Origin of the sequence: Bradyrhizobium sp. LHD-71 (assembly GCF_031157255.1) — a bacterium.
Classification (GTDB): Bacteria; Pseudomonadota; Alphaproteobacteria; order Rhizobiales; family Xanthobacteraceae; genus P52-10.
In genome coordinates this window covers 17,295-37,194 of sequence record NZ_JAVIFX010000028.1, presented here as the reverse complement: position 1 = coordinate 37,194, position 19,900 = coordinate 17,295, and the positions used below count along the sequence as shown (strand labels likewise).

The 19,900-nt window shown below is 64.8% G+C and carries 15 protein-coding genes; 10 read left to right on the top strand and 5 right to left on the bottom strand.

Annotation, left to right across the window (positions count from 1 at the left end):
* The first annotated feature begins 57 nt into the window (after positions 1-57).
* A complete protein-coding gene (locus tag RCO31_RS26605; protein WP_145640604.1) occupies positions 58-1,005 on the top strand; it encodes a GDP-L-fucose synthase in 948 nt (315 codons plus the stop codon).
* A gap of 29 nt (positions 1,006-1,034) precedes the next feature.
* On the opposite strand, the gene RCO31_RS26600 is transcribed toward RCO31_RS26605, so the two are convergent.
* Positions 1,035-2,345: a hypothetical protein gene (locus tag RCO31_RS26600; protein WP_231088683.1), complete on the bottom strand. Its 1,311-nt coding sequence runs from the start codon at positions 2,343-2,345 to the stop codon at positions 1,035-1,037.
* Positions 2,346-2,673: 328 nt separating this feature from the next.
* Between RCO31_RS26600 and RCO31_RS26595 the strand changes: the two genes are divergently transcribed.
* Entirely contained in the window at positions 2,674-3,924 is a 1,251-nt protein-coding gene (locus tag RCO31_RS26595; RefSeq protein WP_145640599.1) for a multidrug effflux MFS transporter, read from the top strand.
* Between the two features lie 197 nt (positions 3,925-4,121).
* On the opposite strand, the gene RCO31_RS26590 is transcribed toward RCO31_RS26595, so the two are convergent.
* Both RCO31_RS26590 and RCO31_RS26585 read right to left on the bottom strand, forming a co-directional pair.
* Positions 4,122-5,714, bottom strand: coding sequence for a glycosyltransferase family 39 protein (locus RCO31_RS26590; protein WP_145640595.1), 1,593 nt, complete (start codon positions 5,712-5,714; stop codon positions 4,122-4,124).
* A 225-nt stretch (positions 5,715-5,939) separates the two neighbouring features.
* A complete protein-coding gene (locus tag RCO31_RS26585; RefSeq protein WP_145640592.1) occupies positions 5,940-7,547 on the bottom strand; it encodes an ABC transporter substrate-binding protein in 1,608 nt (535 codons plus the stop codon).
* A 269-nt stretch (positions 7,548-7,816) separates the two neighbouring features.
* Between RCO31_RS26585 and RCO31_RS26580 the strand changes: the two genes are divergently transcribed.
* The 8 genes from RCO31_RS26580 (at position 7,817) to RCO31_RS26545 (ending at position 18,140) form a co-directional block, all read left to right on the top strand.
* Positions 7,817-8,947 carry a M20/M25/M40 family metallo-hydrolase gene (locus RCO31_RS26580; RefSeq protein WP_145640589.1) on the top strand — a complete coding sequence of 377 codons (1,131 nt, stop codon included), beginning with the start codon at positions 7,817-7,819 and terminating at the stop codon, positions 8,945-8,947.
* A gap of 209 nt (positions 8,948-9,156) precedes the next feature.
* On the top strand, positions 9,157-10,098 hold the full coding sequence (locus tag RCO31_RS26575; protein ID WP_167520704.1) for an ABC transporter permease: 942 nt from the start codon (positions 9,157-9,159) through the stop codon (positions 10,096-10,098).
* Between the two features lie 19 nt (positions 10,099-10,117).
* Complete coding sequence (locus RCO31_RS26570) at positions 10,118-11,005, top strand: ABC transporter permease (RefSeq protein WP_145640586.1); 888 nt, start codon at positions 10,118-10,120, stop codon at positions 11,003-11,005.
* 136 nt (positions 11,006-11,141) lie between these two features.
* The gene (locus tag RCO31_RS26565; protein ID WP_145640584.1) at positions 11,142-12,791 is read left to right on the top strand and encodes an ABC transporter ATP-binding protein; all 1,650 of its coding nucleotides are present in this window, start codon (positions 11,142-11,144) and stop codon (positions 12,789-12,791) included.
* A gap of 238 nt (positions 12,792-13,029) precedes the next feature.
* Complete coding sequence (locus RCO31_RS26560; protein WP_145640581.1) at positions 13,030-14,535, top strand: M81 family metallopeptidase; 1,506 nt, start codon at positions 13,030-13,032, stop codon at positions 14,533-14,535.
* 11 nt (positions 14,536-14,546) lie between these two features.
* The gene (locus RCO31_RS26555; RefSeq protein ID WP_145640578.1) at positions 14,547-15,719 is read left to right on the top strand and encodes a M20 aminoacylase family protein; all 1,173 of its coding nucleotides are present in this window, start codon (positions 14,547-14,549) and stop codon (positions 15,717-15,719) included.
* On the top strand, positions 15,712-17,133 hold the full coding sequence (locus tag RCO31_RS26550; RefSeq protein ID WP_145640575.1) for an amidase: 1,422 nt from the start codon (positions 15,712-15,714) through the stop codon (positions 17,131-17,133). The genes RCO31_RS26555 and RCO31_RS26550 overlap by 8 nt, the downstream gene beginning before the upstream one ends.
* A 116-nt stretch (positions 17,134-17,249) precedes the next feature.
* The gene (locus RCO31_RS26545) at positions 17,250-18,140 is read left to right on the top strand and encodes a crotonase/enoyl-CoA hydratase family protein (RefSeq protein WP_145640573.1); all 891 of its coding nucleotides are present in this window, start codon (positions 17,250-17,252) and stop codon (positions 18,138-18,140) included.
* 98 nt (positions 18,141-18,238) lie between these two features.
* Here RCO31_RS26545 and RCO31_RS26540 read toward each other — a convergent pair whose 3' ends face one another.
* Entirely contained in the window at positions 18,239-19,216 is a 978-nt protein-coding gene (locus RCO31_RS26540) for an NADPH:quinone oxidoreductase family protein (protein ID WP_145640569.1), read from the bottom strand.
* Positions 19,216-19,824, bottom strand: a complete 609-nt coding sequence (locus tag RCO31_RS26535; RefSeq protein ID WP_145640566.1) for a 2-hydroxychromene-2-carboxylate isomerase — start codon at positions 19,822-19,824, stop codon at positions 19,216-19,218. Before RCO31_RS26535 ends, RCO31_RS26540 begins: the two co-directional genes overlap by 1 nt.
* Positions 19,825-19,900 lie beyond the last annotated feature (76 nt).

The window sequence follows — 19,900 nt, the reverse complement described above, 5'->3', positions numbered from 1 at the left end:
GTCAAAGATCCTGACTCGCTCGCCCGAGGTGGTCTAGACGTCAGCGAGGGAACGCCGATGGCGAACGTGCCGTTTGAGTTGAAGGGAAAGAGCGTTTTTGTCGCTGGCCACCGGGGAATGGTCGGCGGCGCGCTTGTCCGCCGGCTCGAGCAGGAAGATGTTCGACTGTTGACCATCGAGCGAAAGGAGCTCGATCTGCGGGACCAATCGGCGGTCTTCGCCTGGTTCTCCAAAGCGCGCCCCCAGGTGATATTTCTGGCCGCGGCCAAGGTCGGCGGAATCGTTGCCAACAATACTCTGCGCGCCGAATTCATCTACGACAACATCGCCATTGCCGCGAACATCGTTCATGCCGCGCATCTGAACGCCACGGAAAAGCTCATGTTCCTGGGCTCCTCCTGCATCTATCCGAGGCTCGCCGCCCAACCGATGCGCGAAGATTCGGTACTGACCGGCCCGCTCGAGCCGACGAATGAGCCCTATGCGATAGCGAAGATCGCCGGCCTCAAGATGGTGGAGGCTTATCGAAGCCAATACGGCTCTGATTTCATCAGCGTCATGCCAACCAATCTCTATGGCCCCGGTGACAACTACCATCCCGAGCACAGCCATGTGATGGCCGGCTTGATACGCCGCTTTCACGAAGCCAAGCTATCCGGCGCAGCACGCGTGGCCGTCTGGGGGACGGGTGCACCGAAGCGTGAATTTCTATACGTTGACGACATGGCGGATGCTTGCGTGCGCCTGATCAAGACTTATTCGAGCTCCGAGCTCGTCAACATCGGCACCGGCGAGGAGGTCACCATCGGTGAACTTGCCCGCCAGATCGCGGACACCGTCGGCTATCGCGGCGAGATCGTCTTCGACACGTCGCGTCCCGACGGCTCGCCGCGCAAGCTGCTCGATACGAGTCGGATTGCCGAGCTGGGATGGCAGGCGCGAACGCCGCTCAAGGAGGGTCTCAAGCTGGCTTACGCGGCTTATTTGTCGGAACAAGCAGCTTAGCAGGCGAAGGCTATCCTCGCCTGAACCAACTAATCCTGCTCGAGGCGCTTGGGCTCCGCGCGAAAATCGAGCAGCACGATCCAGAAGCAGACCAGCGCGACGACGAGGAGGATGAAGCTGCCTTCGAATGGCGCCCCGAGAAGCGAGATCAGAGACGGAAAGGCGAGGCCGACGCTGAGAAACGCGGCGAGCGCCATGGCCGGCAGGTCGACCACGAGGATCGCGGCATAGAGCGCGAGCTCGAAGAAGGCATATTCCTTGAGGCGCGGCGAGCTGAGGTAGAGCGCGAACATCGCCAGCACCGTGATCCGCATGGCGACGCGGGGATGATCCATCAGCCAGCGGTCGAGGCGCATCGGAAGCGATCCCCCTTCCCCCTCCGGCCGGCTGCCGACCGCGCGCAGGACGGACAGGGCGAACGGCACCAGCACGAGCGCGAGTGCTGCGAGCGCATAGGCCGCGAACAGCGCGGGCTTGCCGCCACCGATCCTGGCATGGTCCATGACGCTCAGCACCAGCAGCAGCAACGACGGATTGGCCTCGAGGAGATCGACAACATGCTGGCCGGGGATCTGCCCCGCCATCGCCAGCTGCCAGCTTGCGAACAGGTCAGGATACAGCAGCTTCGATAACAGGATCGGGACGCCAAAGCTGAAGGCCGCCACTGCGATCAAAGCCAGCTTGCGGCCGCGCGGCAGCGGCAGGAAATAGAGCGCCGCGAGCACCGGGAAGAACACCAGCTTGAACGAGGTGACGAGGCCGAGCAGCGCGGCGCCGGCGAGGCGCCACGAGAAACCCTGATCCTTTGAGGCGTCCGATGGAGGCGGCCGAAGCAAGAGCTTCAGCGCGATCGCGGTCAGCAAACCGCTCAGGATCGCAAAATTCCCAGATGCCACCACCCATTCGAAACCGACGAACGCGCCGAGCGCGCAGAGCACCCGGAGTGCAACATCGCGCGCGCTCGAAGGCGCTCGGCCAAGGCCGGGCAAGATCAGTCCACAGAGCACGGCGAGGACGACAAAGATGCCTCTGTAATGCTCGACCAGAGCGCCGCCGGCGCAGAGGGGGCGGAAGACGTCCAGCGTCACCGGCAGATAGGGATAAGAGAGCTTGGTGCCCTTCAGGTTCTTGACGAAGTAGGGATCCCGGCCCTCGGCATGCGCCTCGACCGCTGCGCAATTGACGCGGGTGTCCCAGCCATATTTCAGGTCGAGCGTGGCGTCGTTGGCGAGATTGCCGAGCACCAGCAGCGCCGTCAGTGCGATCAGGCAGGCAAGCCAGACGTTCCGCCGCGCGGCCGTACCGGCCGAAGGTGCCAGCCATCGTGCAGCATCAGTCATGTCGGACACTGGCGAATACCCTGTTTGGCTTGGTTTTCCGGGCCGGTGCGGCGCCTCATCGTCTCAGCCATACTGTGAACAGGATGCGTTTCGGTTTCATCCTGCCCGGTCGGAAAGGCCGCACCGGCCGCCGATCTTTGGGAAGGATGGTGAATCACTCGTTTCCAGCCGGGGCAATTGCCCGAGTTGCGGGCGCTGGCCGGCAAGGAGCGGTGATATCACACCAATTCTTGTTCGCCCTGCCCCCGCCTGACAGCCATCCCGAAACGGGGGTTGTGCGATGCAGCATTGGAAGGGATAAAGCCCTCGATTTCAAAGGTGAGCTTCCTTGTCCGACGTCAATGCCGACGATTGGGTGTCCTCCGGGCACCGTCCCATGGGTTTTCCCGAATTCGTCATCGTGATCGCGTCCATCATGGCGCTGAACCCGCTTGCGATGGACATGATGCTGCCGGCGCTGCCCAATATCGGCACCGCCTTCAAGATTCCTGTCGCCAACCATCTCCAGCTGGTGCTGTCGACCTTCCTGATCGGCTTCGGCGCGGGGCAGTTCATCATGGGCCCATTGTCGGACCGGTTCGGCCGCCGTCCCGTCTTGCTCGGCGGCATGACGGTCTATGCTGTCGCGAGCCTGCTCGCGATTGCAGCCCCCACGTTCGAAACGCTGCTGTTGGCTCGGGCGCTGCAGGGTTTTGGCACCGCGGCGACGCGGGTGATCGCGACCTCGATCGTCCGCGACTGCTATGTCGGCCGCCGCATGGCGAGCGTGATGTCGCTCGCGATGATGGTGTTCATCGCAGTGCCGGTAGTCGCCCCGTCCTTCGGACAGGCAGTGCTTCTGGTATCGCAATGGCGCGGCATCTTTGTCGTGCTGACGCTGTACGGTCTGCTCGCGCTCGCATGGAGCGTGCTGCGCCTGCCGGAAACCCTGCCCGAGTCCGAGCGCCGCTCGCTGGCGCTTGGCGACGTGCTCGCGGCTTTCCGGCAGACCGTGACCCACCGACAGACCATCGGTTACGCGATTGCCGCGGGGAGTGTCATGGGCGCGTTGTTCGCCTTTGTGTTCTCGGCGCAGCAGGTCTTCACCGGCATCTACCATCTTGGCCATTATTTCCCCCTGGCCTTTGCGGCGATCGCCGCAGGCGTTGCCATCGCGGGCTTCCTCAACGCGAGGCTGGTCGGGCGGCTCGGCATGCGCGTGATCTCGCACGGGGCCCTGACGCTTTACACCGCGGTCGCCGGCGTCATGCTGCTGACCGAAATCCTCGGCGTGCTGCCGCTGTCCCTGTTCATGGTGCTCTCCGCCCTGATGATGTTCTCGTTCGGCATGATGGTCGCCAACTTCACCGCGCTCGCCATGGAGCCGCAGGGCCATATCGCCGGCACCGCCTCCTCGCTCTACGGCTCGATCACGACGCTGATCGGGATCGTGGTCGGCATGGCGATCGGCCAGAGCTTCGACGGCACGCTGCTGCCGTTCTCGGTCGGGTTCTTCCTGTCCACGCTCGCCGCGCTCGCGATCGTGCTGGTGGTGGAGAAGGGGCGGCTGTTCAGGCCGCATCATCGCCCGATCGCCTAAGGAACCAGCGCGCCGGCTCGATGTTGTACTGCAGCAAATCGAAAGGCCGCGGTATGGAACTGGACCACCACAACGACAATCGCGACGCGGAACCGCAGCAGACGGAGCATTCCGAGCCGGTGGGACAGACGGCATTTACGCGGCCTTTCGCGAGCGAGGGGCTCGAGCGGCTGCGCGACAGCCATTGCTGACACAAGTTAGTCCAGCGTCCGCCGGCTGGCGCTGAAATCATCGGCTACGCTCTCGGGAACCGCCTCGGTAAGCCGCGGCGGCGCTATCAGGACAATCACCTGCCGGGTCACACCGGGCCTGCCTGCCAGCGACGCTTGCACGGTGAACTCCCGCCTGACGACGTATCCGGCGCGCGCCGACACCCAGTGCATCCATCGATTGCAATAATCCTGGCCCCGGAAGCAGAGTGCTGCCCAACCCCGGTCCAGCGACCGCTGCAACGAGCCCAGGCTGCGTTGATAGTCGAATGCCCGTTCATGATGCGGATGGTCGGAACCATAGAAGGCCATGGCAAAGGCCAGCGGATCATCGCCGCTCACGATGCCGAGCGGCTTGTCCGTCAGCTCGCGCCATTCGCGTGTCAATTTGCTGGCCGCCTCTGCATAAAATTCGCGCCCTTCCTCGTAGCCGTGACCGTTGCGGTAGGCGGCGTGGATCGGCGCAGCGACCAGCACGGCGGCGAGCGCGACGCCTGCCGTGATCACGGTGAGATTGACCGTATAGAAGCGCTCGATCGGGTAGCTCGCGCCGCAGACCACGAGAACGGGGAACAGGAACAGCCCCTGCAACGCCCATAGCGAGGGCAGATCTGTGCCCATCACCAGCGACGTCGAGACCGGCAGCATGATCGTGCCGATCGTGACGTAGAACAAAAGCCGCAATCCCGGACTCATGGCGGCGAAGTCGGCCGGAAACTGCTGCAGCCGCGTCCCGGCGATGAACATCCAGAGCACGGCCGGAACGCTCATCGCCGCCGCGAGCCCGAGCACGAAGTTCTTCGCCTCGCCGAGGGACATCGCGGCATAGCTGCCTGCGTGCACCAGTGCGTAGACGAAGGTCGATGCTCCCGTCGTTGCGAGCCAATGGATGTGTGGTGACAGCGCCGCGAGCCCGACGACGGTCGAGATCCAGGGCGAAGCCGAGGTGAAGTAGGCGCGCCGTGCCGGGTGGGCCAGCGCCGCAAATGCGAAACTCGCCACGAGAAAGATCGAATAATATTTGCCCAGCATTGCCAGCGCCATGGTGCATCCCGCCGCGGCGGCCCAAGATGCGGCGCGCGTCTCGAAGGCGCGGAGGAAGCACCAGGTTGCCAGCGGCCAGGTCGCGAGCAGCACTGCATTGGCATTGAAGCGCTGGGCATGGAATTGATAGGCCGGCGTCAGCATCAGCAGCAAAAGCACTAGCACGCGCTTGTGCCCAGTCACGAATTGCCGCGCGATACGATCGACGAACACCAGCGCAAGCCCGGCATTGGCCATTGCCATCAATTGCAGCGACCAGTCGGTGGACGGGAAGATCGCGGTCCAAGCGGCGACGACCCAGCCGCTCAACGGCGGATGCTTGTGATAGCCCCACTCGAAATTCCGGCCCAGCGTCCAGGCCTCGAGCGTATCAGGGTGGAGGCCGCCGCCGGCATAGGCGACGACCAGATAGAGTGTCCAGATCGCGACGAAGCAGCCGATGAGAAGCGGCACCGCCCAGCCGGCCTCGACACCATCGAGCCAACGCAGGAAAGGCCGCCGCCATTGTGCCGGCGCGCGATCCGACCTTTCGGCCATCGCCTGGAATGCAAAGTCGATCGACACGGGAATCAAATAAGGAAAGAGAAGCGAAAGGACGCCACATCTATTTCAACAGAGAAGCAAATGGCAATGCTTGGAAACTGGAAGAGTTAAAGGCGTCCACCATCCCGACCGGCCGAGGACAGACAAACGAAAACGGCGCCGCTGAGGACAGCGGCGCCGCGTAACGATGAACATGAAGGGCGCGAGGGGCCCTTCCGCCTACTCCGTCTTGTCGATGTTCCAGAACACCGGCGTCGCGGGGCCGTCGAGCACGCCGGTCAGCGATTTGCGCCAGCCGCTCGGCAGCAGATACTGCCCCAGCGGAATGTAGATCACCTGCTCATAGGCCTGCTTCTGGATGTCGGCGGCGATCTTCTTCTGCTCGTCGAGCGAGGACGTGCGCACGAAGGCGTCCTTGAGCTGCTCGATCTTGGCGTCTTCCGCCCAGCCGAACCAGCCCTTCTTGCCCTGGCCGCCGATCGAGAGATTGGCGATCGGGTTGGAGACGTCGGCCGCGACCCAGTTGGTGAAGAACATGTTCCAGCCGCCTTCCTTCGGCGGTTTCTGGCTGGCGCGGCGGCTCACCACCGTCTGCCAGTCGGTCGCCTGCAGGTCGACCTTGAAACCCGCCTCGCGCAGCAGCTGGGCCGCAACGATCGGCTGCGCCTTCAGTGTCGTGACGTCGCCGGGCGCCATGATCACGATCGGCGTGCCGTCATAGCCGGACTCGGCAAGGGCCTTCTTGGCCTCCGCCATGCCGTTGCCCTTCACCAGGGTCTCGGAGCCCACATCGGTCGCGAGCGGCGTGTCGCATACGAAGAATGCACCGCAGATCTTCTGGTACTTCGCGTTGCCGACCAGCGCGTCGAGCACGTCCTTCTGGTTGATCGCCAGCAAGGCGGCACGGCGCACCTTCACGTTGTCGAACGGTGGATGCAGGAAGTTCATCCGGCCGAGCGTCTGAAAGCCGAACTTGTTCAGGGTCTCGATCTTGAGCTCCTTGTTCGCTTCCAGCACCGGCAGCATGTCGAACGGCAGATTCTCCATGAAGTCGATGTCGCCCGACTGCAAGGCGTTCACCGCAGTCTGCGAGTCCGGCATCGTGATCCACTCGACGCGATCGACCTTCACCACCTTGCCGCCCGAGGTCCAACTCGCAGGCTCCTTGCGCGGCACGTAATCGGTGTTCTTGACGTAGACCGCCTTCACGCCCGGCTGGAATTCTGACGCCACGAACTTGAAGGGGCCCGAGCCGATCTGCTCCGGAATCTGCTTGTCCGCCGGCGTCTCGGCAAGACGCTTGGGCATCATGAAGGCGACGCGCGACGAGGGCTTTCCGATGGAGTCCAGCACGAGGCCGTAGGGCTCCTTCAGCTTCAACGTGATGGTCTTGGCGTCGGTCGCCTCGATGCTCGCGGTGAAGTCCATCAGCTTCTGGCCCATGCCGTCGACCGCGGCCCAGCGCTTGAGCGAGGCGACGCAGTCTTCCGCCGTCACAGGCGCACCGTCATGCCACTTCAGGCCGTCGCGCAGCGTGAAGGTGTAGGTGAGCTTGTCGTCGGAGATCTTCCAGTCCGCCATCTGCGGCTGGACCTTGAAATTCGAATCGGTGGCGACCAGCGTGTCGTAAACCATGTAACCATGGTCACGCGTGATGTAGGCCGTGGTGAAGATCGGATCGATGATGCGCAAATCCGAATGCAACACCGCCGTGATGGTCTTGCCGGCGGCAAACACCGGCGAGGCCATCGCCGTGGACAGCGCGACGACCGACAGCGCAAGTTTGGAGGCGAACGCGCGAGGCCCCCGGCGCAAGAAGTTGAACATGGAAAGTTTCTCCTGACGTGAAACTGTTCAAAGGCAGATTATTGGTTGAGCATCCGGTTCGTTCTTTGGGCGAACTAACCTCATGCAATGCCTTTATCTTTTCAAGACTTGCAGACAGTGCCGAGCGCGTCAATCCGGTTTCGCTGCAAGCCCTCGCGGCGTGCGCACGGGCTCCACAAGGATCGGTTTAGCTCTACAACTCTCTCCGCTCGTCCTGCCCGCGCCGATGCAATGCGCGTTCCACCTTGCGAAGCTTGAGAGACATTGAGATGAATCCAGCCAATCTTCCCTTCGATTCCGAGGCGATGCTCCAGGGCCTGCGCGGCTGGGTGGAATGCGAGAGCCCGACCTGGGACGCCGATGCCGTGAACCGCATGCTCGATATCGCAGCGCGGGATATGGCCATCATGGGTGCGACGATCGAACGCATCGCCGGGCGCCAAGGCTTCGGCGGCGTGATCCGCGCGCGCTTTCCCCATCCCAAGCAGGGCGAGCCTGGCATCCTGATCGCAGGACACATGGATACCGTCCACCCGGTCGGCACCATCGAGAAGCTGAAATGGCGGCGCGAGGGCAACAAGTGCTACGGCCCCGGCATCTACGACATGAAGGGCGGTAATTACCTGTCGCTCGAAGCGATCCGGCAGCTGGCGCGCGCCGCCTTCACCACGCCGCTGCCGATCACCGTGCTGTTCACGCCGGATGAGGAAGTCGGCACGCCCTCGACCCGCGACATCATCGAGGCCGAGGCCGCACGCAACAAATACGTGTTGGTGCCCGAGCCCGGTCGCGCCGACAACGGCGTCACCACTGGACGTTACGCCATCGCACGGTTCAACCTCGAGGCGACGGGACGGCCGAGCCATGCCGGCGCAACGCTGTCGGCGGGACGCTCGGCGATCCGCGAGATGGCCCGGCAGATCCTCGCGATCGACGCGATGACCACGGACGACTGCACCTTCTCGGTCGGCGTCGTGCATGGCGGACAATGGGTCAACTGCGTTGCCACGACCGCCACAGGCGAAGCGCTGTCGATGGCCAAGCGCCAGGCCGATCTCGATCGCGGCGTCGAGCGAATGCTGGCGTTGTCGGGCACGACCAACGACGTCACCTTCAAAGTGACCCGCGGTGTGACGCGGCCGGTCTGGGAACCGGACGCGGGCACCATGGCGCTGTACGAAAAGGCCCGAAGCATTGCCAAGTCGCTCGGCGCCGAATTGCCGCATGCGAGCGCCGGCGGCGGCTCCGACGGCAATTTCACCGGGGCCATGGGGATCCCGACGCTCGACGGCCTGGGCGTGCGTGGCGGCAATGGCCACACGTTAGAGGAGTATATCGAGGTCGAAAGCCTGGTCGAACGCGGCCGACTGATGGCGGGATTGCTGGCGACGCTGGAGTGATCAAGGCGATACCCCGTCATGGCCGGGCCTGACCCGGCCATCCACGCCTTTGCCCGAGCGGGAAGAAAGACGTGGATGCTGGGTCAAGCCCGGGCAGGACGACCATTGGGGCTCCCGGCCCGGATGGCACAGGAATTGCTGAAATGTTAGGCTGATGGCAGGCTTGTCGAAGACCCTGCCCAATTTGACTCTAATCTGACGGATCCAACTTGCTCGGATATCTCGTTCGCCGAATCTTCGCCGCGGTGCCCGTGATGGGCGTCGTCGCGCTGTTCGTCTTCCTGCTGCTCCGCCTCACCCCCGGCGATCCCGCCGCCATCCTCGCCGGCGACAATGCGACGCCGGAACGGCTGGAGCGCATCCGCACCTCACTCGGCCTCAACGAGCCCCTGATCGTGCAGTTCGTCACCTGGGTGAACAAGCTGCTGCACGGGGACCTCGGGACCTCGCTGATCTCCAACCTGCCGGTCATGAAGATGATCAGCCAGCGTGTCGAGCCGTCGATCTCGCTCGCGCTGGCCACCATCATCCTCGCCGTGATCGTCGCCGTCCCCCTGGGGGTGATCGCGGCCTGGAAGCACGGCACCTGGATCGACCGCTTCGTCATGGGCCTGTCGGTGCTCGGCTTCTCCGTTCCGGTCTTCGTGGTCGGCTACCTCTTGATCCAGGTCTTTGCGATCGAACTGCGCTGGGTGCCGGTGCAGGGCTTCCGCAGCATCTTCAACGGCTTCGGGCCGTTCTTCGAACGCATCATCCTGCCGACCTGCGCGCTCTCCTTCATCTACATCGCTCTGATCGCACGCATGACACGCGCGGCGATGCTCGACGTGCTCGGCGAAGATTACGTCCGCACCGCCCGCGCCAAGGGCATCAACGAGGTCGCGGTGATGATGCGGCATGCTCTACGCAATGCAGCGGTGCCCGTGATCACCGTGATCGGTACCGGGTTTGCGCTGCTGATCTCCGGCGTGGTCGTCACCGAGAGCGTGTTCAACATTCCCGGCATCGGCCGCCTCACCGTGGATGCGGTGCTGGCGCGCGACTACCCGGTGATCCAGGCGATGATCCTGCTGACGTCGCTGATCTATGTCATCGTCAACCTGCTGATCGACGTCGCCTACACGCTGCTCGATCCCCGGATCCGGTACTGAGGCAAGGGTAACAACAAGAATGTCCGTCGATAGCCTTCCCCAGTCGTCCATTCCGATCACGTCGCCGCTGCGGCCGCGCTTCGGATTCCTCACCTCGACGCCGATCATCGCGAGCGCCACGGTCCTGCTCGCGCTGATCGTGCTGATCTCGATCCTGGCGCCGCTGATCGCGCCGTATGATCCGATCCAGCTCGCGCCGTCGCAGCGGCTCAAGCCGTCCTCGGCGCAGTACCTGCTCGGCACCGACGCCTACGGCCGCGACGTGTTGTCGCGCGTAATCTATGGCGGCCGCATCTCGCTGCTGATCGGCATCGGCGCGGCGATCCTGTCGATCGCCATCGGGCTCGCGATCGGTCTCGTCTCCGGCTTCTTCAAATTGGTCGATGCCGTGCTGATGCGCGTCATGGACGGTCTGATGGCCATGCCGAGCATCCTGCTCGCGATCGCCGTGGTCTCGCTGTCCGGCGCCAGCCTCTGGACCGTGCTGATCGCGATCACGATCCCCGAGATCCCGCGCGTGGCGCGCCTGGTGCGCTCGGTGGTGTTGTCGGCGCGAGAGGAGCCTTATGTCGAAGCCGCGATCTCGGTCGGCTCGTCCTTGCCGAAGATCATGTGGCGGCATCTGATGCCGAACACGGTCGCGCCGCTGATCGTCCAGGGCACCTATATCTGCGCCTCCGCGATCCTGACCGAAGCCATCCTGTCCTTCCTCGGCGCCGGCATTTCGCCAGAGACGCCGACCTGGGGCAACATCATGGCCGAGGGCCGGCAGTACTTCCAGATCAAGCCGTCGCTGATCTTCTACCCGGGCCTGCTGCTCTCGATTGCCATCCTCAGCATCAATCTGATTGGCGATGCCGCCCGCGACGCCCTCGATCCGCGCATGAAGCAGCGGGAGGGGAAGTGATTATCCTCAGTTTCGTCATTCCGGGGCGCGACGAAGTCGCGAACCCGGAATCCACCTCACCACTTGCATCGCGGCTCAATGGATTCCGGGCTCGCGCTCACGCGCGCCCCGGAATGACGAGCGAGAGTTTGGCGGCATGAGCAACACCATCCTCGACATCAACAACCTCGTCGTTTCCGTCGGCAAGAAGCCGGGCGCAACGAAGATCATCGACGGCATCTCGATCCAGGTGCGCGAGCGCGAGACGCTGTGCCTCGTCGGCGAAAGCGGTTCGGGCAAGTCGGTGACCTCGCTCACCACGATGGGCCTGTTGCCCAAGGGCACGCTGGTGCCGACGAGCGGCAGCGTCAAGCTGGTCGGTGAGGAGCTGCTGAGCGCGACCGACCGCCGCCTGCGCCAGCTCCGTGCCACGCAGATGGCGATGATCTTCCAGGAGCCGATGACCGCGCTCAATCCGGTGGTGCCGGTCGGCCGCCAGATCGATGAGGTGCTGCGCGCCCATACTGATCTCGACGGCAGGGCACGCAAGAAGCGCATCCTCGACATGATGGAGCATGTCCGCCTGCCCCAGGTCGAGCGCATCTTCGCTTCCTATCCGCACCGCCTCTCCGGCGGCCAGCGCCAGCGCATCATGATCGCGATGGCGCTGGTGCTCGAGCCGAAGCTGCTCATTGCGGACGAGCCGACCACCGCGCTCGACGTCACCACACAGAAGCAGATTCTGACGCTGATCCGCGACCTCCAGCGCGATCACGGCACCGCGGTGCTGTTCATCACCCACGACATGGGCGTGGTCGCCGAGATCGCCGACCGCGTCGCGGTGATGCGGCAGGGCCGCCTGGTCGAGACCGGCCCCCTCGACACCGTGCTGCGCAATCCGACCATGGAGTACACCCGCAATCTGCTCTCCTCGGTGCCGAGCCTGGTGCCGCGGCCGCCGCGCGCGCAGAGCCGCGAGCCGGTCGTGCTCGAAGCCAACGAGCTCGGCAAGATCTACAAGGAGCGCTCCTTCTTCGGCAAAGGCCGCGAGGTCGTGGCCGCCGACAAGGTGACGCTGACGCTGCGCAAGGGCCGCACGCTCGGCATCGTCGGCGAGAGCGGCTCCGGCAAGTCGACGGTCGCGCGCTGCATCGTGCGCCTGATCGATCCGACCTCCGGCGGCGTGCGTCTCGCCGGCCGCGAGATCGCCGACATCTCGCGCCGCCTGCTGCAGCCACACCGGCAGAAGATCCAGATCGTGTTCCAGGATCCCTACCGTTCGCTCAACCCGCGCGTCACCGTCGGCGAGAGCATCGCCGAAGGCCCGGTCAACTACGGCGTGGCCCACGCCGACGCGATGAAGCGGGCGCGCGAGCTGCTTGAGCTCGTCGGCCTGCCGGCCGACGCGGTGTCGCGCTATCCGCACCAGTTCTCCGGCGGTCAGCGCCAGCGCATCGCCATCGCGCGTGCGCTCGCGCTCGATCCGGACGTGCTGGTCGCAGACGAGGCCGTCTCCGCACTCGATGTCTCCGTGCAGGCGCAGGTGCTGGAACTGCTCGACGAGATCCAGAAGCGGCTCGGCATTGCGATCCTGTTCATCACCCACGACCTTCGCGTCGCCGCGCAAATCTGCGACGAGGTGGTGGTGATGCAGCATGGCCGCGTCGTCGAGCAGGGTCCCGCCGCCGAGGTGCTGACGCACCCGAAGGAGGCCTATACCAAGGCGCTGCTGGATGCCGCTCCCGGCCGCGACTGGGATTTTGCGAACTTCCGGCCGGTGTCGGAGGGCGTGGGGGCGACCGCGTAACTCTCTCCGTCGTCATTCCAGGGCATCGCGAAGCGATGAGCCCGGAATCCATCAGGCTGCAGACTTCGCCGCACAATGGCTTCCGGGCTCGCGCCCAAGAGGGGCGCGCCCCGGAATGACCGCGGAGCAGCATTCCCAAAACGATCTGACCCTATGCGTGGCGCGATTGCTTCCCACCTTGCCCTTGCAGCAAGGCCGGGGCAAATTTCGCGCACTCTTGATGACTGGACTTGAATTGATGACACGTATCGCCGTCGGCGGCTTCCTGCACGAGACCAACACCTTCGCTCCGACGAAGGCGACGTTCGCGGATTTTCAACATGGCGGCGGCTGGCCGGCGATGACTGAAGGTGCCGACGTGTTGAAGGTGATGCGGCGCATCAATGTCGGTCTCGCTGGGTTCGTCGACAGCGCCGACGAGAGCGGCTGGGAACTCATTCCCACCATCGCCTGCGGTGCCAGCCCGTCGGCGCATGTCACCAAGGATGCCTTCGAGCGCATCGTGAAGGTGATGGTCGGCGGCATCGCGGCCGCCGGTCCGCTCGATGCGGTCTATCTCGACCTGCATGGCGCCATGGTGACCGAGCATCTCGACGACGGCGAAGGCGAAATTTTGGCGCGCGTGCGCCGCGTCATCGGCAAGGATGTTCCGCTGGTTGCCAGCCTTGACCTGCACGCCAACGTCACGCCCGAGATGATCGCGCATGCCGACGCGCTGATCGCCTACCGCACCTATCCGCATGTCGACATGGCCGAGACGGGCCGAGCCTCCGCGCGGCATCTCGCACTGTTGCTGAAGACGAAGCAGCGCCTGGCAAGATCGTTCCGGCAATTGCCGTTCCTGATCCCCATCAGCTGGCAGTGCACCAACGATCAGCCCACCAAAGGCATCTATGAGAAGCTCGCCGCGCTGGAGAGCGATGCGGTTCCGACACTCTCTTTCGCGCCGGGCTTCCCCGCCGCCGACTTCCGCGATTGCGGGCCGAGCGTGTTCGCCTATGGGACGACACAAGCCGATGCCGATCGTGCGGCCGATGCGATGGTGAAGCTGATCGAAAGCCACGAGAACGATTTCGACGGCAGGATCTGGTCGCCCGACGACGGTGTGCGTCATGCGATGGAGCTGTCCAGGAACGCAAGCAAGCCGATCATCATCGCCGACACCCAGGACAATCCCGGCGCCGGCGGCGATTCCGACACGACCGGCATGCTGCGCGCGCTTGTGCGCAACAAGGCGAGCGCCGCGACGGGGGCGATCTACGATCCGGCCTCGGCCAAGGCGGCACACGAGGCCGGCGTCGGCGCCACCGTGACGCTGTCGCTCGGCGGCAAGTCCGGCATTCCCGGTGACGAGCCCTATACCGAAACCTTCGTCGTCGAGACGCTTTCCGACGGCCGCTTCATCGCGCCCGGCCCCTATTATGGCGGCCGCGAGATGGAGATGGGCCCCTCCGCATGCCTGCGCATCGGCGATGTCCGCGTGGTCGTGTCCTCGCACAAGGCCCAGCTCGCTGACCAGGCGATGTACCGCTATGTCGGCATCGAGCCGACGCGCGAGAAGATCCTGGTCAACAAGAGCTCGGTGCATTTCCGCGCCGATTTCGAGCCGATCGCCGAAAAGCTGATGATCTGCGCCGCGCCCGGCGCGATGCCCGCTGACACCGCCACTCTGCCCTGGACGCGCCTGCGCCCGGGCATCCGCACCAAGCCGAACGGCCCCGTTTTCACACCTCCCTCACGCTGACTGGAGAACACATGCCCACGATCGACCGCATCGACGGTTATGCCGACGAGCTCACCGCCATCAGGCGCGACCTCCACGCCCATCCCGAGATCGGCTTCGAGGAAGTGCGCACTTCCGGCATCGTCGCCGACAAGCTGAAGAGCTGGGGCATCGAGGTGCATCGCGGTCTCGGCGGCACCGGCGTGATCGGCGTCATCAAGGGCAAGGGCACGGGCACCAAGCGCATCGGCCTGCGCGCCGACATGGACGCGCTGCCGATGGAAGAGAACACCAATCTGAAATGGAGCTCGAAGATTCCAGGCCGCTTCCACGGCTGCGGCCATGACGGCCACACCACCATGTTGCTCGGCACCGCGCGCTATCTCGCCGAGACCAGGAATTTCGACGGCACCGTGCACCTGATCTTCCAGCCGGCCGAGGAAGGCCTCGGCGGCGCCCGCGCGATGATCAAGGACGGGCTGTTCGAGAAGTTTCCCTGCGACGAGCTCTACGGCCTGCACAACGCGCCCGATCTCAACCACGGCGAGATCGCGATCCTGCCCGGCCCGGCGATGGCGAGCGCTGACTTTTTCGACCTGCGCATCACCGGCTACGGCGCGCACGGTGCGATGCCCGAGCGCTCCAAGGACGCGGTGGTCATCGCGACCACGCTGGCGCAGGCGATCCAGACCATCGTCAGCCGCAACGTCGAGCCGCTGCAGGCCGCGGTGGTGTCGATCACCCAGATCCACGCCGGCTCAGCCTACAACGTCATTCCTGGCGATGCACATCTCTGCGGCACCATCCGCACCTTCTCGAAGGAAGTGCGCACCCTCGTCAGCGAACGCATCCGCACCATCTGCGCCGGCATCGCCAGCGCCTACCAATGCGTGATCGACGTCGACATCCGCGACACTTTCAATGTGCTGGTCAACCAAGTCGAACAGTCCAAGGTGGTTGAGGAGGTCGCGCGCACCATCGTCGATCCCGCCAACGTGATCACGCGCGCCCAGCCGAAGATGGGCAGCGAGGATTTCGCCGACATGCTGGAGACCATCCCCGGCGCCTATTTCTGGGTCGGCCATGACGGTTCGGTGCCCGTGCACAATCCCGGCTTCGTGCTCGACGACAAGATCCTGCCGATCGGCGCCAGCATGTTCGCCCGCATCATCGAGACCCGCATGCCGGTAGGTGGCAATGCATAGGCCGAGGGCCGAAGAGACGGTCACCTCGCTGCACGATCTGTCCGCGGTCGATCTGATCGCGGGTTATCGCGCCAAGCAATTCTCGCCGAGCGAGGTGCTGGAGGACGTGCTCGCGCATGTCGCGGCGTGGGAACCGCATCTGAAGGCGCTCTATGCATTCGATCCCGACGGCGCGCGCGAGGCCGCCAAGGCTTCGACCGCGCGCTGGACCGGCGGCGAACCATCCGGCGCGCTCGACGGCGTGCCTGTGACGGTGAAGGACAACATTGCGACCAAGGGCGTGCCGGTGCCGCTCGGCGCGGCCAGCGTCAAGCTGGTGCCGGCAGAGAAGGACGCGCCGCCCGCGGCGCGGCTACGCGAAGCCGGCGCGATCATCTTCGCGAAAACCACCATGCCCGATTACGGCATGCTGTCCTCGGGGCTCTCCAGCTACCACGCGCTCGCGCGCAATCCCTGGGACCTCACCAAGAACCCCGGCGGCTCCAGTGCGGGCGCCGGCGCCGCCGCTGCGGCCGGCTATGGACCGCTGCATCTCGGCACCGATATCGGCGGCTCGGTGCGCCTGCCCGCCGCCTGGTGTGGCCTCGTTGGCTTGAAGCCGAGCTTCGGCCGCGTGCCGATCGAACCGACCTATGTCGGCCGCGTTGCAGGTCCCATGACCCGCACGGTCGACGATTGCGCGCTGATGATGAGCGTGATCGCCAAACCCGACCGGCGCGACGGCACGAGCCTACCCGCCGAGCCGCTCAACTGGAAAGGATTGGAAAAGTCGCCGGGCAAGCTGCGCATCGGCCTGATGCTCGATCCCGGCTGCGGCCTGCCGCTGGAGAAGTCGGTGCGCGAGGTCGCGGTGAAGGCTGCCAAGGCGCTCGAATCCGCAGGCAGCGTCGTCACCGAAGTCGACGGCATCCTCACACGCGAGATGCTCGACGGCCTCGACAATTTCTGGCGCGCGCGGATGTGGGACGATCTGTCCAGGCTGACGCCGGCTGAGCAGGCCAAGGTGCTGCCCTACATTTTCAAATGGGGCGAGTCCGGTGCGAAGCTTTCGGGCGTCGACGTCATCCGCGGCTTCAACCAGACCATGGCAATCCGCGCCGCGGCGGGAAAGCTGTTCTGCGAACTCGACTACGTGATCTCGCCGACCGCGCCGAACGTGAACTATCCGGCGGAATGGGCTTCGCCCACCAACGATCCCATGAAGCCGTTCGAGCACATCGCCTATACCGTGCCGTGGAATATGTCGGAGAATCCTGCGGTCTCCGTCAATGGCGGCTTCGATGCCAACGGTTTTCCCATCGGCGTGCAGATCGTCGGCCGCCGCTTCGACGATCTCGGCGTGCTCGGCATGGCCAAGGCGTTCGAGGGCCTGCGCGGCGCGCAGCGGCCCTGGCCAAGCCCGCCGGCGAAGTAGCGTCTGAGCACAAGCGCGGCCTCGCCCTGCGCATCCATCCTCTTTAGGAAGATGGATTGCCGGGTCAAGCCCGGCAATGACACAATCAATTCAAGAATGACAGGGAAGGAAACACCATGGCGTATGAGACGATCAAATACGAGGTCGCCGAGCAGATCCTCACCATCACGCTGAACCGGCCCGACAAGCTCAACGCCTTCAACGCGCAGATGCAGAGCGAGCTGATCGACGCGTTCGACGCTGCCGACAAGGACGACGATGTCCGCGCCATCATCGTCACCGGCGCCGGCCGCGGCTTTTGCGCGGGCGCCGATCTCTCCTCGGGCGCCGACACGTTCGACCGCGACGCGCGACGCGGACCGGTGAAGCGCCTCGCCGACGGCAAGGTCGATTACAGCGATCCGCAGGTGCGCGACGGCGGCGGCCAGGTGACCTTGCGCATCTTCAAGTGCCTCAAGCCGGTGATCGCGGCGGTGAACGGCCCGGCCGTCGGCATCGGCGTCACCATGCAGCTCGCGATGGATATCCGCATCGCATCGGAGGCCGCGCGGTTCGGCTTCGTGTTCTCCCAGCGCGGCATCGTGCCCGAGGCGGCCTCGAGCTGGTTCCTGCCGCGCATCGTCGGCATCTCGCAGGCGCTCGAATGGTGCTATTCGGGCCGCGTCTTCCCGGCGCAGGAAGCGCTTGCCGGACGCCTCGTCAGCAAGGTCGTCGCGCCCGATGATCTGCTGCCGACCGCCCGCGCGCTCGCCAAGGAATTCGCCGCGAAGACCGCGCCTGTGTCGGTGGCGCTGATCCGCCAGATGATGTGGCGCATGATGGGCGCCGACGATCCGATGGAGGCCCACAAGGTCGACAGCCGCGGCATCTATGCACGGGGGCGCTCGGACGACGTCAAAGAAGGCGTGGTGTCGTTCCTGGAGAAGCGTCCGGCACAGTTCAAGAACAAGGTGTCGACTGATATGCCAGACTATTTCCCGTGGTGGACGGAGCGGGAGTACAAATAGGTTCGTAGGGTGGGTAAGCGCAGGTAATCCACCACTCTCATTACCGCGCAAGCAGAAGTGGTGGGTTACGCCTTCGGCTAACCCACCCTACGGCACCGTCAATCCATCACCAGCGCCACCCGTCCGATCGCCTTGCGGTCGAGCAACAGCCGCATCGCCTTCGCATAATCCTCGAGCGGCAGGCGGTGCGAGACGTTCGGGCGCAGCTTGCCCTCCTCCGCCCATTGCAAGAGCGCCTTCAAGCGCACCTCGCCGAGCCCAGGGTTCCTTCGCACGGCTTCGCCGGCGCGCACGCCCAGCACGCTGGCGCCCTTTATCAGCAACAGATTGGTCCTGGCCGAGCCGATGCCGCCGGTGAAGCCGATCACGAGCAGCCGCGCGCCCCAGGCAATGCAGCGCATCGAATCCTCGAAGACCTGGCCGCCGACGGGATCGAACACGACGTCGGCGCCGCGGCCGTCGGTGATGCGCTTGACGGCATCGCGAAACGGCTCGCGGTCGTAGCGGACGAGATGATCGGCGCCGCGCGATTCGGCGATCGCAAGCTTCTCGTCGCTTGACGCGGTCGCGATCACGGTCGCGCCCAGCATCTTGCCGATCTCGACGGCGGCAAGGCCGACACCGCCACCGGCGCCATGCACCAGCAGCACCTCGCCAGGCTCGACCCGGCCGCGATCGATCAGCGCGTGATAGGCCGTGCCATGCCCAGCGAGATAGGTCGCAGCTTCCGCATAGTCGAACGTCGACGGCATCGGGGTGAGCTGCGACGGTGTCACCACCGCTTCGTCGGTGAAGGCGCCGTGGCGCATCTTGACGATGACCTTGTCGCCGACGGCAACGCCGCTCGCCTCCGCGCCCACTTCGGTGATGTCGCCGGCGGCTTCCATGCCGGGGGTGAACGGCAGCTCCGGCTTGAGCTGGTATTCGCCGGCGGCCATCAGCACGTCCGGAAAGTTCAGTCCGGCGGCGCGGATCGCGACGCGCACCTCGCCGGGCTTCAACGCGCGCGAAGGAAACTCCTCCAGCCGCAATGTCTCGGGCGGGCCGAGTTCGCGGCAGACGACGGCCCTCACCATCAGGCTGCACTCGCCTTGCGGCGCAGAAGCGCCTCGCGGATCAGCGGCATGCGGTCATTGCCGAAATACATGTCGGTCTTGCCGACGAAGATCGTCGGCGAGCCGAAGCCGCCGCGGGCCACGACCTCCTCGGTATTGGCCTTGAGCTGGTCCTTGATGCCCTGCTCTGCGATGCCGGCGAAAAACTTCTGCTCGTCGATGCCGACTTTCTTGCAGATCTCGGCCAGCACCGCGTCCTGCGAGATGTCCTTGTCCGCGCCCCAATAGGCCTCGAACACGGCGGTGGCGAACGGCACCATGTCTTGACCGAGCCAGATGCAGCCGCGCATGGCTTTCACGCTGTTCACGGGAAAGACGGTGGGCGGCATCTTGATCGCAAGTCCCGCCGAGCGCGCCCAGTCATCGAGGTCCTTTTTCATGTACCGCGCCTTCAGCGGTACCGGCTTCTCACGCTGGGCATAGACGCTCGGATTGACCGTGTTGAAGATGCCGCCGACCAGGATCGGCCGCCAGACGATCTCCGCCCCGAGCTCCTTCGCGAGCGGCTGGATGTTGTGGAAGGCGAGGTATGTCCAGGGGCTGGAGCAGTCGAAGAAGAATTCGATCATGGCGTTTCCTTTACTGACGGACCTCATCCTGAGGAGGCCGCGGAGCGGCCGTCTCGAAGGATGGCCAGGGTGACGG

What these genes read in the sequence shown, in the direction of transcription:
- RCO31_RS26555 (WP_145640578.1), top strand. Translation starts at nt 14,547, where the DNA reads ATGCCCACGATCGACCGCATCGACGGTTATGCCGACGAGCTCACCGCC.
- RCO31_RS26540 (WP_145640569.1), bottom strand. Translation starts at nt 19,216, where the DNA reads ATGGTGAGGGCCGTCGTCTGCCGCGAACTCGGCCCGCCCGAGACATTG.
- RCO31_RS26545 (WP_145640573.1), top strand. Translation starts at nt 17,250, where the DNA reads ATGGCGTATGAGACGATCAAATACGAGGTCGCCGAGCAGATCCTCACC.
- RCO31_RS26565 (WP_145640584.1), top strand. Translation starts at nt 11,142, where the DNA reads ATGAGCAACACCATCCTCGACATCAACAACCTCGTCGTTTCCGTCGGC.
- RCO31_RS26590 (WP_145640595.1), bottom strand. Translation starts at nt 5,714, where the DNA reads ATGGCCGAAAGGTCGGATCGCGCGCCGGCACAATGGCGGCGGCCTTTC.
- RCO31_RS26605 (WP_145640604.1), top strand. Translation starts at nt 58, where the DNA reads ATGGCGAACGTGCCGTTTGAGTTGAAGGGAAAGAGCGTTTTTGTCGCT.
- RCO31_RS26585 (WP_145640592.1), bottom strand. Translation starts at nt 7,547, where the DNA reads ATGTTCAACTTCTTGCGCCGGGGGCCTCGCGCGTTCGCCTCCAAACTT.
- RCO31_RS26600 (WP_231088683.1), bottom strand. Translation starts at nt 2,345, where the DNA reads ATGACTGATGCTGCACGATGGCTGGCACCTTCGGCCGGTACGGCCGCG.
- RCO31_RS26570 (WP_145640586.1), top strand. Translation starts at nt 10,118, where the DNA reads ATGTCCGTCGATAGCCTTCCCCAGTCGTCCATTCCGATCACGTCGCCG.
- RCO31_RS26560 (WP_145640581.1), top strand. Translation starts at nt 13,030, where the DNA reads ATGACACGTATCGCCGTCGGCGGCTTCCTGCACGAGACCAACACCTTC.
- RCO31_RS26535 (WP_145640566.1), bottom strand. Translation starts at nt 19,824, where the DNA reads ATGATCGAATTCTTCTTCGACTGCTCCAGCCCCTGGACATACCTCGCC.
- RCO31_RS26580 (WP_145640589.1), top strand. Translation starts at nt 7,817, where the DNA reads ATGAATCCAGCCAATCTTCCCTTCGATTCCGAGGCGATGCTCCAGGGC.
- RCO31_RS26550 (WP_145640575.1), top strand. Translation starts at nt 15,712, where the DNA reads ATGCATAGGCCGAGGGCCGAAGAGACGGTCACCTCGCTGCACGATCTG.